The organism is Acinetobacter indicus CIP 110367 (assembly GCF_000488255.1).
Lineage (GTDB): Bacteria > Pseudomonadota > Gammaproteobacteria > Pseudomonadales > Moraxellaceae > Acinetobacter > Acinetobacter indicus.
This window is the reverse complement of the sequence record NZ_KI530754.1, coordinates 547,943-562,212: the sequence shown is the minus strand read 5'-3', so window position 1 is coordinate 562,212 and position 14,270 is coordinate 547,943. Positions and strand designations below refer to the sequence as shown.

At 45.6% G+C, this 14,270-nt stretch carries 10 protein-coding genes; 6 read left to right on the top strand and 4 right to left on the bottom strand.

The features are described 5' to 3' along the window. Positions 1-18 precede the first annotated feature (18 nt). Both P253_RS07420 and P253_RS07415 read left to right on the top strand, forming a co-directional pair. Complete coding sequence (locus tag P253_RS07420; protein WP_016659340.1) at positions 19-2,274, top strand: DUF6160 family protein; 2,256 nt, start codon at positions 19-21, stop codon at positions 2,272-2,274. A 29-nt stretch (positions 2,275-2,303) separates the two neighbouring features. Next, a complete protein-coding gene (locus P253_RS07415) occupies positions 2,304-3,623 on the top strand; it encodes a hypothetical protein (protein ID WP_016659339.1) in 1,320 nt (439 codons plus the stop codon). A gap of 55 nt (positions 3,624-3,678) precedes the next feature. Here the strand turns inward: P253_RS07415 and P253_RS07410 are convergent, their stop codons facing one another. From P253_RS07410 to P253_RS07395, 4 genes are all read right to left on the bottom strand, one after another. Next, positions 3,679-5,394 (bottom strand): proline--tRNA ligase, encoded by a 1,716-nt coding sequence (locus P253_RS07410; RefSeq protein ID WP_016659338.1) that lies wholly within the window; start codon positions 5,392-5,394, stop codon positions 3,679-3,681. A 97-nt stretch (positions 5,395-5,491) separates the two neighbouring features. Next, positions 5,492-8,596: an efflux RND transporter permease subunit gene (locus P253_RS07405; protein ID WP_016659337.1), complete on the bottom strand. Its 3,105-nt coding sequence runs from the start codon at positions 8,594-8,596 to the stop codon at positions 5,492-5,494. A gap of 6 nt (positions 8,597-8,602) precedes the next feature. Continuing rightward, positions 8,603-9,748 (bottom strand): efflux RND transporter periplasmic adaptor subunit, encoded by a 1,146-nt coding sequence (locus P253_RS07400; protein ID WP_016659336.1) that lies wholly within the window; start codon positions 9,746-9,748, stop codon positions 8,603-8,605. A 54-nt stretch (positions 9,749-9,802) separates the two neighbouring features. Next, on the bottom strand, positions 9,803-10,396 hold the full coding sequence (locus tag P253_RS07395; RefSeq protein WP_171525083.1) for a hypothetical protein: 594 nt from the start codon (positions 10,394-10,396) through the stop codon (positions 9,803-9,805). Between the two features lie 329 nt (positions 10,397-10,725). Here P253_RS07395 and pilG point away from each other — a divergent pair, with 329 nt between their 5' ends. From pilG to P253_RS07375, 4 genes are read left to right on the top strand one after another with little or no spacing between them, the layout of a single operon-like run. Then, complete coding sequence (gene pilG, locus P253_RS07390; RefSeq protein WP_005179541.1) at positions 10,726-11,109, top strand: twitching motility response regulator PilG; 384 nt, start codon at positions 10,726-10,728, stop codon at positions 11,107-11,109. Positions 11,110-11,125: 16 nt separating this feature from the next. Then, a complete protein-coding gene (locus P253_RS07385) occupies positions 11,126-11,494 on the top strand; it encodes a response regulator (protein WP_005179539.1) in 369 nt (122 codons plus the stop codon). Between the two features lie 3 nt (positions 11,495-11,497). Further along, the gene (locus P253_RS07380) at positions 11,498-12,034 is read left to right on the top strand and encodes a chemotaxis protein CheW (RefSeq protein ID WP_005179538.1); all 537 of its coding nucleotides are present in this window, start codon (positions 11,498-11,500) and stop codon (positions 12,032-12,034) included. Between the two features lie 45 nt (positions 12,035-12,079). Then, positions 12,080-14,152 (top strand): methyl-accepting chemotaxis protein, encoded by a 2,073-nt coding sequence (locus P253_RS07375; RefSeq protein WP_016659335.1) that lies wholly within the window; start codon positions 12,080-12,082, stop codon positions 14,150-14,152. Positions 14,153-14,270 lie beyond the last annotated feature (118 nt).

Sequence of the window (14,270 nt, the reverse complement as noted above, 5' to 3'; positions counted from 1 at the left end):
TTTCAAAAGGACATTGAAATGAATAAAACAATAAAATTAAATGTACTTGCCTTATCTATCTGTTTAGCTCAGCAGGCATACGCACTACAGCCTATTTCTGATCGTAGTCTCAGTCAGGTGACAGGGCAGGATGGTATTTCCATTACCCATGAAGTTTCGAAGGTGACAATTGATCAATTGAACTGGGTGGACTATCACAATACCGGAAGTATGAAACTGGGGATGCATGATGTTGAAGTGCTCAGCTCGGGGGGGCAGAATATTAAAAGTACCCTTGATGTTGACGTTGGTACCACAGCAAATGGTGTCGGCATGCATATCCAGGCGAGTATTTCACCATTTAAATCTACGGTTCAGAACATCATGCTCATTTGTGAGCCGAACTGTGGTGATAACCAAACGGATCAGAACCTGGGGTCTTTAAGCTTTCATACTATTTCACCACTACGTTTTAACTTAATTACCAGTAATGGATTATTTAACCGAAATGATCTGGCTCATTTAGATTTTGAGCTTAAAAATGCCAGTATTTCTTATGGTCTAAATGGCCAGAACCTGACCTTAAAAGATTTTAACTTTAACCTGTCTGCAGATGGGTATATGTATTTGGATCAGGATGAAGGGATTGTGCTGGCAACTAAAAACAGTCCTACTGGCCAAGACCATATTGTAAATTTAGGACGGGTAGAAGATCTGACCAATGTATCCGATAACCGGTCAGGAGCAACCAATCCAGGGGTGAATATCGATTTACGTTATGGTCCAGAGGGAAGCCAGAATAACCTGATTCGTATGGGAGCTTCTGGAGCAGTGACCAATGGTAAGCTCTTTATTAATGCCAACCAGGCTGGAATTGGGAAGTTTAATACGGTTAGTCGTAATTCAGGCGATTTGACTGAAACAACACGGCAAGCCGGTGGTTATGATATAGCCGGTCCGGGTGGTTTACATCTGGGTATGTCTGCCGAATTTACCCGAGAAGGCAACCCGCTACTCAATGGCAGGGCTCCGACTACACTCGAGATTGGGCATACAGGTACAGGCAGCTATGCAATTGAATTTTCTAACTTATCGCCACTTGCAGTACGTGATAGTAATAATGTTGATGACTTGACTAAACGCAACGCCTATATTGATTTTGGTGATATTTTTATTAATACCGTTCAGGCCAAATCTTTAAACTTTATTATCAATGAGAATATGCAAAAGGTGCTGGGCAGTAATACTCTAGAATTGATTTATAACATTAGCCCTGATCAGAATGCACAAAATTTAGCGCTTATTGCGGTGCGAGGTATGGATTTTCAGGCCATCGCGCGTAAGGCCAGATTCATTTCAGATAACTCGATTGATGCCATTACCGCGACTTCTGGCGAGTGGGGGATTGGTATTCCAATCTTTAACTTAAATACCAACCTGGCTTTGTATGCAAAAAATTATAGTCGTAATGGCGTTGACCGTTCTGGTTTAGGCTATAACCTGGCACTTTCGACGGAAGGCTATGGTATTGACCAGAAAACAGGCGCACCAAGTACAACCTCTATTCTGATTATTGATGGTGCGACCGGTAAATATAGTGGTGAAGAAGTCAACTATTATGCGGGCCTAAGAAATATAGATGCGTACTTGAAATCGGATGGGGTGATTGGTTTTGAAGAAGATGGCATTTATGTCAAGGCAGATAACTTGCTGCTGGCTGCAAAAGCTGAAATTGCAATTGGTCAGTTGCCAGGCTCTTTATATAACTGTGCTGAAGTAGAATGTCAGAACCGGGTAGTTCCTATCGATAACTTTGCCAGAAAAGATGACATCTTGGCTTCTTTAGCCTTCAAGCTTGATGGTAAAGGTGAACTTATGATTATTCCTGGTCTTGAGTCCACGAATGCCACACCCGATACTAATTTTTTATCTTTAAAAGCAAATTTTGAATTTAATCCGATTGCAGAGACAGATAAAGATAATCCAAGTGTTTTGGGCAGTTATATCAGCCTGATTAATGAAGACCGGAATGGCGTCGGGACTAAAACCTCCAGTGTAAATTTAAACAAAATGCAAGGTCATGTGGGTTTAGATGCCCGTGTTCTAGTGAAACAAGATACGGTGGTCTTAGATAATCAGGTGAACTTTAATTATAAAGCGACAATGCAGTCTGGATTGGGACAAGCTTTTAAAGCAGAAATGGCGATGTCTCCATCTGGAACGATGCAAAAAATTGCTGATTTTGCCATTCCTGGTGGCAATATGCGTAGCACTTTAGGGATCACACCACGCTAAGTAGATGAAATTGGCTTAAGGATTTGAGTATGAAAAAAACAATAATGTGGGCTCTTATAGGTTCAGCTTTATCCATGACGAACACAAGTCATGCCTTATCTGTGCTTGAAGATGCTGAATTATCGGATGTGACAGGACAGGCTTTACTTAATTTAGAAATGCAAATGGGTGAAGATACAAGAGATGCTTTAAATAACACTTATAATCAATCGAATATTAGCTTTTATAAGTTAGGTTTAAGTGCCGAAATGGAGCTGAATGCGAATATTAAAAAACTACAACTGGGTTGTGGTGGAGTTAACAACTCACTTATTTCAAATACCTGTGATATTGATATCGATAATATTTCTTTAAGTGGTTTACCTGCAAGTACTGATTACACAGCAGATCAGCGGGCAGCAAGTTCTGCAATCATTACTAACCCTTTTATTCAGTTTGCAATTAGAAATGGAAATTCAACAGCAACTCGCGAAATATTGGGTTTTCGTATAAGTGCTGAAAAAATCGCCGGTTTAATGACGTTAGGTACTGAAAATAGCAATGTTCCGAATGGTATTAATACTTTTAGCGGTTATATGAAAACTAAAACAGCCTCAGGTGTTGCGATTACAGAAGAACGTAATATGACCTATGCTTATACAGGTATGAAAATTAAAGGAGAAGTATCAGGGGGGCTGCGGAGTGGTAATTGTGGTGGACTCTTTAACCCTTGTTTAGATATTGCGTACGAGTCAGACCAGTATAATTTAAAATTAAGTTCTACAAATGCTCCTTTTACTATTCAGTCTACTGTGGTTTCGGGTACGCGATTAACAGATGTTAAATTGAAAGGAGCAGGGACGGTTGGCCAAATTAACTTTGAGGGACCATTAACAGCAACTGTTTTAGGTTTTTTAAATTTAGAAAAACAGGTAACGGGTAATATTACGGGATTAACAACAGATATTACTGTATCTCAAGACCTTGGCCTGATTCATGCGTTATATTTAAATAACCCTGCCTCTCTTTCTTTGCAAGCTGAGAATATTTTGTGGCCAGGTGCTTCAGTGGGGGCAAATAGAGGTTGGTGGCTTGCTCTGGAAGATGAGGTTGAATTAGGAAGTTTAAGTCCAACTACTAACGTTGCAATTAGTAATGCTGTACTTCAGCAGACAATTAATGGAATTAATGCAGATTTAACAAATAATCCAAGAGCATGTGGTAACTTGTTAACGGGGTGTATAGGTGGTGATGCTTTAGAGGTCGGAAATATTCCTTTGACAACTGATCTGGATTTTCCTTTAACAAATCTGGTCTTGCAGGGGCAGGAGTTTAAATCAAACTGCTACGGTGGTATGAAATTCTGCTAAGCCTTAAAACTAAAAAATCCCGCTGAAGCGGGATTTTTTTATAAGCCAAGATTTATTATTTTGCGAGCTTCGCCAATAACTCATCTTTGCTTAAGTTGGTTGATTCAGCATCACGACGACCTTTGTATTCAAAAGTACCCGCATCTAAGCCTTTTTCACCAATCACAATACGGTGTGGAATACCGGTTAACTCCAGATCAGAGAATTTCACTCCTGGGCGTTCATTACGGTCATCCAGTAGTACATCATAACCGGCAGCACTTAATTCTGCATATAAGGCTTCTGCAGCTTCTAATGTGCGCGGTGACTTGTGTGCATTCATTGGTACAATTGCGACTTCAAATGGAGCAATGGCAGCTGGCCAGATAATCCCTTTCTCATCGTAATTCTGTTCAATTGCAGAAGCCACGACACGGGTCACACCAATACCATAACAGCCCATGGTTACTACAAATGGTTTGCCATCTTCGCCTAACACTTTACAGTTCAGTGCTTCAGAATATTTTTGGCCCAGCTGGAAAATATGGCCCACTTCAATTCCGCGTTTAATTTGAAGTACACCTTTACCATCTGGAGATGGATCGCCTTCCACCACATTACGAAGATCATAGACCTCAGTAAACTGTGCATCACGCTCCCAGTTCACACCCGTAGCGTGTTGATCTGCGGCATTGGCGCCTGCAACAAAGTCAGACAAGACAGAAGCAGCACGATCGACAATTACGGTCATGCCTTTTTCAACTAGACCTTGTGGGCCCACAAAACCAGCGGTCAGACCAAGCGCAGCAATTTGCTCTTCAGTAGCGAAGGTTAATGGCGCGGCAATTAAAGGATGTTTTTCAGCTTTAATTTCATTCAGTTCATGGTCACCGCGCAGGAATAGGGCAATCACCGGAACATTGCCATTTTCATCGGCAATGCCTTGTACCAGTAAAGCTTTAACAGAATGCGCAGGATCAGTACCGAGGAAGCTTGATACATCCGCGATGGTCTTTTGATTTGGAGTATCTACAACAGTTAAGGCTTGGTTTGGCGCTGCGCGCTCACCGACCAGAATCGCTTCCGCCATTTCAATATTGGCTGCGTAATCTGATTCAGTCGAGAAGGCGATATCATCTTCACCGCTATCTGCCAGAACGTGGAATTCATGGGAACCTGAACCACCAATTGAGCCGGTATCGGCCTGTACCGGACGGAAATCCAGACCAAGACGGCTAAAGATACGGCAGTAGGTGTCATACATGACATCATAGGTTTCTTGCAAAGAAGCCTGATCAACGTGGAAAGAATAGGCATCTTTCATGATGAATTCACGTGAACGCATCACCCCGAAACGTGGACGGATTTCGTCACGGAATTTGGTCTGAATCTGGTAGAAGTTCATTGGCAGCTGTTTGTAACTTTTCAGTTCAGTGCGTGCCAGATCGGTAATCACTTCTTCATGGGTTGGGCCCAGCACAAATGGGTTGTTGTGACGGTCGGTAAAACGCAGTAATTCCGGACCATATTGCACATAACGGCCCGATTCTTCCCACAAAGATGCAGGTTGAGTCACTGGCATAAAGGTTTCTAAAGCGCCGGCGCGGTTCATTTCTTCACGGACAATCGCTTCGACTTTATTTAATACGCGTACCCCCATCGGCAACCAGGTATACAGACCTGAAGCCAATTTACGGATCATCCCCGCACGTAACATGAGCTGATGTGAAATCACTTCAGCATCATTTGGGGTTTCTCTTAACGTAGCAAACAAAAAGCGACTCGCGCGCATGGAAACTGTCCTGATAATTAATCGTGAAAGCAGAGATTATACGATAAAAAAATGAGGTGAACATTCGGAATGTCACCTCATTGTGTTTTCTTCTGACTCAAGACATCAGTTTGCGGCTTTGGCGCAGCATGAAATTCTTGAAATCATCCAGATAGGTGAAGATGACGGGCACCACCACCAGCGTGAGCAGGGTCGAGGTAATCACCCCGCCAATTACCGCATGGGCCATGGGGGCACTCTGTTCGCCGCCTTCACCCAGACCGAGTGCCAGCGGGACCATGCCCATTACCATGGCAGACGTGGTCATTAGAATCGGGCGTAAACGGGTTTTACCGGCCTGAATAATCGCCTCATAACGCGGCTCACCTCTGTCCATGGCCTTTTTAATAAAGTCGATCAGCAAGATGGCATTCTTGGTGACCAGTCCCATCAGCATGATAATCCCGATAATCGAGAACAGGTTCATGGTGGAGTTCAGCAGGAACAGCGCCAAAAACACCCCAATCAGCGACAGTGGCAACGAGGCCATAATCGCAGCTGGGTGAATAAAGCTGTTAAATTGCGAGCCCAGCACAATATAAATAAACACAATCGACAGGGTGATGGCGGTCAGTGCATAACCTGCGGACTCAGCCATATCGGCATTGGAACCTTGGGTATCGAAGCTGTAACCCGGCGGCAATTCAAAGTTGTTTTGAATGGCTTCAATGTCCCGGCCAATATCACCAGCTGGGCGACCTGCGGTATTGGCTTCGACCAGAACCTCACGGGCCAGATCACGACGGTTAATCTGTGAAGCGCCGAGGTTTTCTTCAAAGCTGGCCACACTGGCCAACGGCACCAGAATGGCTTGACCATTGGCATCGGTTTTTTGTGAGGTCAGCGACATTTGCTGGACATCACCCGGCAGGCTGCGGCGGTCTTCAGTCAGACGGACATTTACATCATAGGTTTCGCCGTTTTCATCTTGCCAGGTGGTGACATCATCGCCGGCAATCAGTGGACGAATCACGTTGGCAATCTGGTTCACAGACAGGCCTAAATCACTGGCCAGTACCCGGTTGATCTGCACTTCCAGCGTCGGTTTCGGCTCTTTCAGGGAGCTTTCCAGGTCGACAATACCATCTACCTGGGCAATTTCCAGCATAAAGCGGTCGGAAATCTGTTGTAGTTGGTTTAAATCCGGCCCTTTAATCGAAATCATCACCGGTTTTTGCCCGCCCGATACGGTTTCATCTGCCGAGGCCACCGAGGTGACACGAATGCCAGCCACGGTTTGCAAGCGTTCACGGAATTCATTATTCAGGTCAGTCAGGGTTTGTTCACGCTCATTGCGCGGCGTAACGCGTACGCGTAAATTGACATGGTTTTTACCGCGGTCAGTCAGACTGTTAACCGAACCATAGGTAGAAATAACCTGTGGATGCTGGCGAATAATCTGATCGACCTGTTTCAGTTTGGCCTGTGAATATTCCAGCGAGGCATCCACCGGAGTTTCAAATTTAATCCGGATTTCACCTTTGTCCGGTACCGGTACAAATTCGGTACCAATCAGTTTGGATAAACCGAGTGCGCCAAATAACGAGGCCACCGCAATCAGCAGGGTAATCAGGCGGAAACGTAAGGCCAGTTTCAGCAGCTTTTCATAGATATGACTAAGATTGTCCAGTTTGGTGGAAATCCAGTTCAGAAAACGTTTCAGCCGGCCTGGCTGTTTGTTGGGGTTCTTACGCTCGGCCCAGTGTGCCGACAGCATCGGGTCCAGGGTAAAGCTAACAAACATGGAAATCAGAACTGCGGTACTGACCGTGACCCCAAACTGATAGAAGAAACGGCCAATAATCCCGCCCATAAAGGCCACCGGCAGGAATACTGCGACAATGGTCAGGGTGGTGGCCAGAACCGCCAGCCCAATTTCTTTGGTGCCATCCAGCGCTGCGCTAACATGGTCTTTGCCCATATCGGCATGACGGACAATATTTTCCCGCACCACAATCGCGTCATCAATCAGCAGACCAATACTTAAGGACAGGGCCAGCAAGGTCATCATGTTGATGGTAAAACCAAAGGCCCAGATAAAGGTCAATGTGCCGAGCAGGGCAATTGGCAGGGTCAGGCCGGTAATGGCGGTGGAGCGGAACGAGCCTAAAAACAGCAGGACGATCAGTACTGCCAGTGCTGCACCTTCAATAATGGTGCGGGCCACATCACGGATACTGCCGCGAATGCCTTTGGAACTGTCGACCACCACTTTGGCTGTGGTGCCCTCAGGCAATTGTTGCTGAAGGTCATCCAGCACTTTATAGGTGTTATCGACCACCTCAATGACATTAGAATCTGAACTGCGCAGAATATCCACCGCAACCGCAGTTTTGCCATCTAAAAAGGCACTGGACTCTAGCTCGGCCTGGCTATCCTGAATGTCAGCGACCTGTTTCAGATAAATCGGTGCACCATTTTTATTGGCAATAATCAGGTCCCCAAAGGCCAGCGGATGGATAACCTTGGAATTAATTTCAACCACCAGTTCGCTGTTGGCCTGTTTCAGGGTGCCGCCCGGCACTTCAACATTTTCTGCTTTTAGGGTGTTGATGACCTGATCTACACCAATCCCGAAACTTTGCAGTTTTTCCGGTTGTACTTCAATCCGGATCTGGCGCTGTGCATCACCGAGTAAATTGACTGTTCCCACCCCCGGTACAGTGCGCAGTTGCGGCACAATGCGTTGGTCCAGATAAGCACTTAAATCACGCAGTGACATTTGCTCGGATTCAAACACAATCGACATAATCGCGTTGGCCGTCGGGTCGTAACGCTCCACCACCGGGTCCTGGATTTCATCACGGAATTCGGCGGTGACACTGGCAATTTTATCGCGTACATCCTGCGCTGCTACGGCAGAAGATACATCCAGATTGAACTCGGCAATAATGGTGGAGAGGCCCTCACTGGACTGGGAAATTACCTGTTTGAGACCGGAAATGGTGTTGATCTGATCTTCCATTTTCTTGGTAATTTCAGATTCAACCGTTTCCGGCGAGGCGCCCGGATAGTTGGTATAGACCACCACAAACGGGAAATCGACATCCGGAAATTCTTCAACGCCCATACGCTGCCAGGAAGCCAGACCCAGCACCATCAGACACAGCATCATCATGACCGTAAAAACGGGATATTTGACACTAATTCGGGTAAACCACATAGTTTTCTATCCTGAGGCGTTTTCGGCGGTCTGGCTGATGCTGACCGGTTGCTGTTCATTCTGCGGACTAAACTTGACCCGACTCACTAAATCGCCGGCCTGCAATCCGCTTACAATGGCGGTATTGTCACTATAGCGCTGCTCGAGCACGTGAATATCGATCCGGACAATCTTGTTCTGGCGAATGGCCCAGACATAAGGTTTGTTTTGTATATCCTGAATGGTGTCTAAAGGAATCAGCTGACCAGAAATCGAGTTGGATGAAACAATATTGCCTTCAACAAAGGCACCGATGCTGAGCGAGTTGATGGATTCATTGGGTGTGGCAAAAAACTCGATCTGACGGCTGGCCAGATCGGCAATCGGGGATACCCGGCTTAAAGTGGCAGTCAACTGGGCCGGATTGCCCTGAATTTTATATTCAATCTTTTGGCCGACCTTGAGCGCAGACTGCTGGTCACTTGGCAGTTTGGCCTGAATTTCCAGCCGGTCCGGATTGACAATTTCAAACAGGGTCTGGCCGGCAGAAACCGTCTGGCCGGGTTCAACCTGACGCTGGGTAATCACGCCGCTAATCGGGCTGAGAATGGTGCCATCACGGTCGGCTTTTTCGGCAATATCGACGTTGGCCTGCTGGGCACGGACATTTTCCAGCTGGGCACGATAATCGACCTGACTTTGTTCATATTCAACTTTGGAAATAAAGCCCTGATTCAGCAGGCGACGTTTACGCTCCATCATCACCCGGGCCTGATTGGCTTGTGCCTGCGTGGAGGCAAGGTTGGCGCGTGCTTGCGCCAGACGCGCGGCATTATCCTGATTGTTTAAACGGACCAGCACCTGACCTTTGCTAACCCGCTGGCCCACTTGCGCATTGACTGCACTGGCGGTGGCCGTGACCTGTGCCTGAATGCTGCTGTGTTGTACGGCACGAATGGTGCCGGTAAAGGCAGTTTTGGACACCGAGTCGCCGGTTTGTACGGCCACCACATCATCCTGAATCAGTTCAATGGTTTCTGCTTCACTACGGGCCTGTTCCGGTTCTGAGTTCTGGCAGGCGGTCAGTAGTAGACACAGGCAAAGGGTACTGAGGTTCAGCAGGGGCGTGCGAAAACGGGTAGAAGTATGTGATATACGCGGTGCTGGTCGCATGCATATTTATCCTTATTTTTCTTGTCACATGACAATTCAATTAAAAACTTCACTTTATTCAAGTGCTTTTAAGCGAGTAATAATTCTGTCGTATTCTGCCTGTGTTTTTCGATAGCTCGTTTGTAACGATTGAATCTGCTGTCTTTTCTGATTTAAGTTGGTCAGGTTGTTGTTTAAATTGTTTTTCAGCTGTTCCGGGACCGGTTTGACTTTGCGCAGATATTCCATTTCCTGACGTTTAAACACAATCCGGTCATTCTGTAATTGTTTTAACTGTTCCTGCTGAAAGGCAATCTGCTTTTTAATATGTGCCAGCGCATTGTCACGTTGCTGGGTAGCAATATGACTGTTGGTATAGGCCTGTTTTAGTTTTAAATCCTGCTCGCGCTGACGGGCCTGCGCGGCACGTTGTGGCGCCTGACGGGCATCGGTTTCGCTATTATAGGGACGCGCACGCTGAATCACCTGCATGTTGCGGTCCAGTGCTTCATAGCCATAGCGGATATGGTTTGGCGTAACATTGCTGCTGATATTGGCCACGCCGTTTTTATCGTAGTAGCGATACCACGCCGGCTTGTTGTCGGTATTGGCAGACAGCTGTCCTATCTGTAAAGCCAGCAGCAGGCCCAGCAACGATTTACTGAACAATGATGTATGCGCCCTTTTTGTGAGAGCTTTTTGAAAAAAAGTACGCACAAGCTTCCCCGAGATAAAGTTGACTAATTTACTTATTTTTAAGTCTTTAAACTGTTATATTAGACCAGAATCAGAAATTTAAAAAATACAATAGACAAAAAAAAATCAATGGTCATGGAAAAGTGTGAAGCAGTTATACAAAGTTTCTATAAAGTGTAGGTTTGGGCAAAAACTGTTCATTGAAACCTAAAGTAAAGATATGTTAAAAATAACCATAATTATGTAAATAAAATTCTACTACACCGAATTGCTTGTACAAACAAAATGGGAAGGGTCATTAAATGGACGATAAACTCCAAAATCTAAAAGTCATGGTGATTGATGATTCAAAAACCATTCGTCGTACAGCTGAAACTTTATTACAGCGTGAAGGCTATGAAGTGGTCACTGCCGTCGACGGTTTTGAAGCATTGTCTAAAATTGCCGATGCAAATCCGGATATCGTTTTTGTTGACATCATGATGCCACGTCTAGATGGCTATCAAACCTGCGCATTAATTAAAAACTCGCAAAACTACCAGAATATTCCAGTCATCATGCTGTCCAGTAAAGATGGTCTGTTCGATCAGGCCAAAGGCCGCGTGGTGGGTTCAGATGAATATTTAACCAAACCTTTTAGTAAAGATGAGCTTTTAAACGCGATTCGTAATCACGTAAGCGCATAACTCGGGGAATATAAAGATGGCACGTATTTTAATTGTAGATGATTCTCCAACAGAAACATTCCGCTTCAAAGAAATTCTGACCAAGCATGGTTTTGAAGTGCTTGAAGCAGCCAATGGTGCAGACGGGGTGACCATGGCACAGGCCGAGCTTCCTGACTTGGTGCTGATGGATGTGGTGATGCCGGGTGTAAACGGTTTCCAGGCGACCCGTCAAATTGCCCGTGGGGATACCACCAAGCATATTCCAATTGTGATCGTGAGTACCAAAGACCAAGCCACTGACCGCGTTTGGGGGAAACGTCAGGGTGCCAGCGATTATCTGACTAAACCTGTAGATGAACAACAATTAATAGATGTTATTAATCAACACCTGAATGCAGGATAACTTATGGCCGCAAATGGATTTATCGAATTACTTCGGTTGTCTAAACGGGGAAATAAAAACTACGTTACAACTGAAAATGAAGTAAACCGATGGTCTGGCATTGCGTTTGAGATGATGGGGCAATATTTCGTTGCCCCGTTGGGGGAAGTCACTGAGGTTATCTATCCACCAAAATATACGCCGGTACCCAACACCCAGAACTGGGTCATGGGGCTGGCCAATATCCGGGGCCGATTACTCTCAGTTTCAGACTTGGCACATTATGTTTCTGGACATAGCAGTGCTTATTCACCGACTCAAAAAGTAATGTGTATTAGTCATCAAGACCATTATGTCGGTTTGGTTGTAGATCAAGTTTTGGGGATCCAACACTTTAATAAGAAAAGTTTCTTTTCTAAACACAATGATTTAGATAGTAATTTACAAGAATATTGTCAGGGGTATTTCCACCAGCATAACCAGCAATGGCATATTTTCTTATTTAGTCGTTTATTGCAAAACCCAAAATTTATGAACGCATCTATAAAATTTATAAATTAACTATCGCGTACGCATATATAAAGGCGAAAATCGGGGAGAAGCTGCATGGGCTTTAAACTTAAAAAGAAAAACTCAGGCGATGGAACCAACCGCAAAAGCGGTTCGGCATCAGTCGCAAAATTACAGACGCAAATTGACCAGTTTGCGCGTGTATTCGGTGATACCAATAAATCAAAGCCACTTATTTTCATTGCCGCAGTTGCGCTGTTGGTCTCGATTATCAGTCTTTTGTCTTTATTCTATAGCGTACCGCGTACCAACCAGTTAACCCAGAGTCTGGGTGAATTACGTTTGTTATCGCAGACCATTTCACGTCAGGCCACTGAAGCCACTGCTTCAGGCACCAAAGAATCGATCCAGAAGCTGACCCAGTCACAACAAAGCTTTAAAGACAACCTGGAAACGGTAAAAGATATTGGCAGTAACTCGGCCGAGCTGGAAAAAGTCGAAGCCGACTGGGCCAAAGTTTCTCAGAATATTGATGCGATCAGCTCGCAACAGGCTATTATTAGCAAACTGTATGACACCAACATCGCGATCAGTGAAACCATTCCGGGGATTCAGGCCGAATATAACCTGATGGTTGACCAGATGGCACGTCAGGACATGCCAAGTAGCCAGGTGGTTATTGCCAAGAACCAGGTGTTCATTGCAGAACGTATCCTGCGTTCAATCAGCTCGGTATTAACCGGTTCAGAAAACTCGCGTGAATCTGCTGATGACTTCAGTGCCGATACCGAAACATTCGGTGCTTACTTGAATGCCCAGCTGAACGGTAGTGCAGAGCTCGGTGTACAGCGTATTGCGGACCCAGGCCTGCGTGAAGCTTTAGAAGGCATCCAGTTTGAATATGATGACGTTTTAAAATCTGCATCGGCAACGGTATTAAATAACTCGGCGCAGATTGTACGTGTACGTCAGGCTGCATCGGACATTTTCAGTCAGTCAGATGAGCTGTTAAACCAGTTAAACAAATTATCTAGCGGTGCAGGCCCGGCAGTCATTATTCCGGCCGTACTGTTAATTGCCAGCTTATTGGTCTTCCTGGTACTGGTATTCAAATTACTGACTTTACGTGGTCAATCCGATAAACAGCGTGTAACCCGTCTGCAAGACGAATATGACCGTAACCAGAACGCGATTTTACGTTTACTGGATGAAATTGCCGACCTGGCGGATGGTGACTTGCGTTCATACGCGACCGTATCGGAAGACTTTACCGGTGCGATTGCCGACTCGATTAACTTCGCAATTGACCAGTTACGTGACCTGGTATCGCGTATTCATGAAACTTCTCACGAAGTAGCGCGTTATACCGCCAATACTCAGGAAATTACCAACCAGCTGGCCGAAGCATCTGAACACCAGGCGCAGGAAATTGCCGGTGCATCTGCCGCGATTAACGAAATGGCGATGTCGATTGACCAGGTATCTGCCAACGCCGAAGAATCTGCAGCGGTTGCGGAACGTTCAGTACAAATTGCATCGAATGGTGCGGAAGTTGTAAACCGTTCAATTCAGGGTATGGATATCATTCGTGAGCAGATTCAGGAAACCTCGAAACGTATTAAACGTCTGGGTGAATCTTCGCAGGAAATTGGTAACATCGTTTCCCTGATTAACGATATTGCCGACCAGACTAACATTCTGGCCTTAAATGCAGCAATTCAGGCGTCGATGGCCGGTGAAGCAGGTCGTGGTTTCGCGGTCGTAGCCGACGAAGTACAGCGTCTTGCGGAACGTTCAGCATCTGCAACCAAGCAGATTGAAACCCTGGTTAAAACCATTCAGACCGATACCAACGAAGCGGTAATTTCGATGGAACAAACCACCTCTGAGGTTGTTCGTGGTGCGAACTTGACCAAGGATGCCGGTGTGGCACTGGATGAAATTCAGACTGTATCGAATAACCTGGCGAAACTGATTGCCAACATTTCTGACGCTGCGAAACTGCAGTCGGCTTCGGCGGGTCATATTGCGACCACGATGAACGTCGTACAGGAAATTACCTCGCAAACCACAACAGCAACCTTCGATACGGCACGTTCGGTTTCTGAACTGGCCAGCATGGCAGAATCATTACGTGAATCTGTAACCGACTTTAAACTTCCGGACTAAGGAAGCCACAGAGAGCTTCTTTCGGGAAGCTCTCTGTTTTACACAGATCAAGCCAAGCATCGACAAGATCAGCTTAACTTCAGGGTTAGGTTACACGTGATGGTTACAATTAAGTTTG

Bases quoted from the DNA above. Each gene is read 5' to 3' on its own strand.
- pilG (WP_005179541.1), top strand. From the start codon at position 10,726: ATGGACGATAAACTCCAAAATCTAAAAGTCATGGTGATTGATGATTCA.
- P253_RS07410 (WP_016659338.1), bottom strand. From the start codon at position 5,394: ATGCGCGCGAGTCGCTTTTTGTTTGCTACGTTAAGAGAAACCCCAAAT.
- P253_RS07385 (WP_005179539.1), top strand. From the start codon at position 11,126: ATGGCACGTATTTTAATTGTAGATGATTCTCCAACAGAAACATTCCGC.
- P253_RS07415 (WP_016659339.1), top strand. From the start codon at position 2,304: ATGAAAAAAACAATAATGTGGGCTCTTATAGGTTCAGCTTTATCCATG.
- P253_RS07405 (WP_016659337.1), bottom strand. From the start codon at position 8,596: ATGTGGTTTACCCGAATTAGTGTCAAATATCCCGTTTTTACGGTCATG.
- P253_RS07375 (WP_016659335.1), top strand. From the start codon at position 12,080: ATGGGCTTTAAACTTAAAAAGAAAAACTCAGGCGATGGAACCAACCGC.
- P253_RS07400 (WP_016659336.1), bottom strand. From the start codon at position 9,748: ATGCGACCAGCACCGCGTATATCACATACTTCTACCCGTTTTCGCACG.
- P253_RS07380 (WP_005179538.1), top strand. From the start codon at position 11,498: ATGGCCGCAAATGGATTTATCGAATTACTTCGGTTGTCTAAACGGGGA.
- P253_RS07420 (WP_016659340.1), top strand. From the start codon at position 19: ATGAATAAAACAATAAAATTAAATGTACTTGCCTTATCTATCTGTTTA.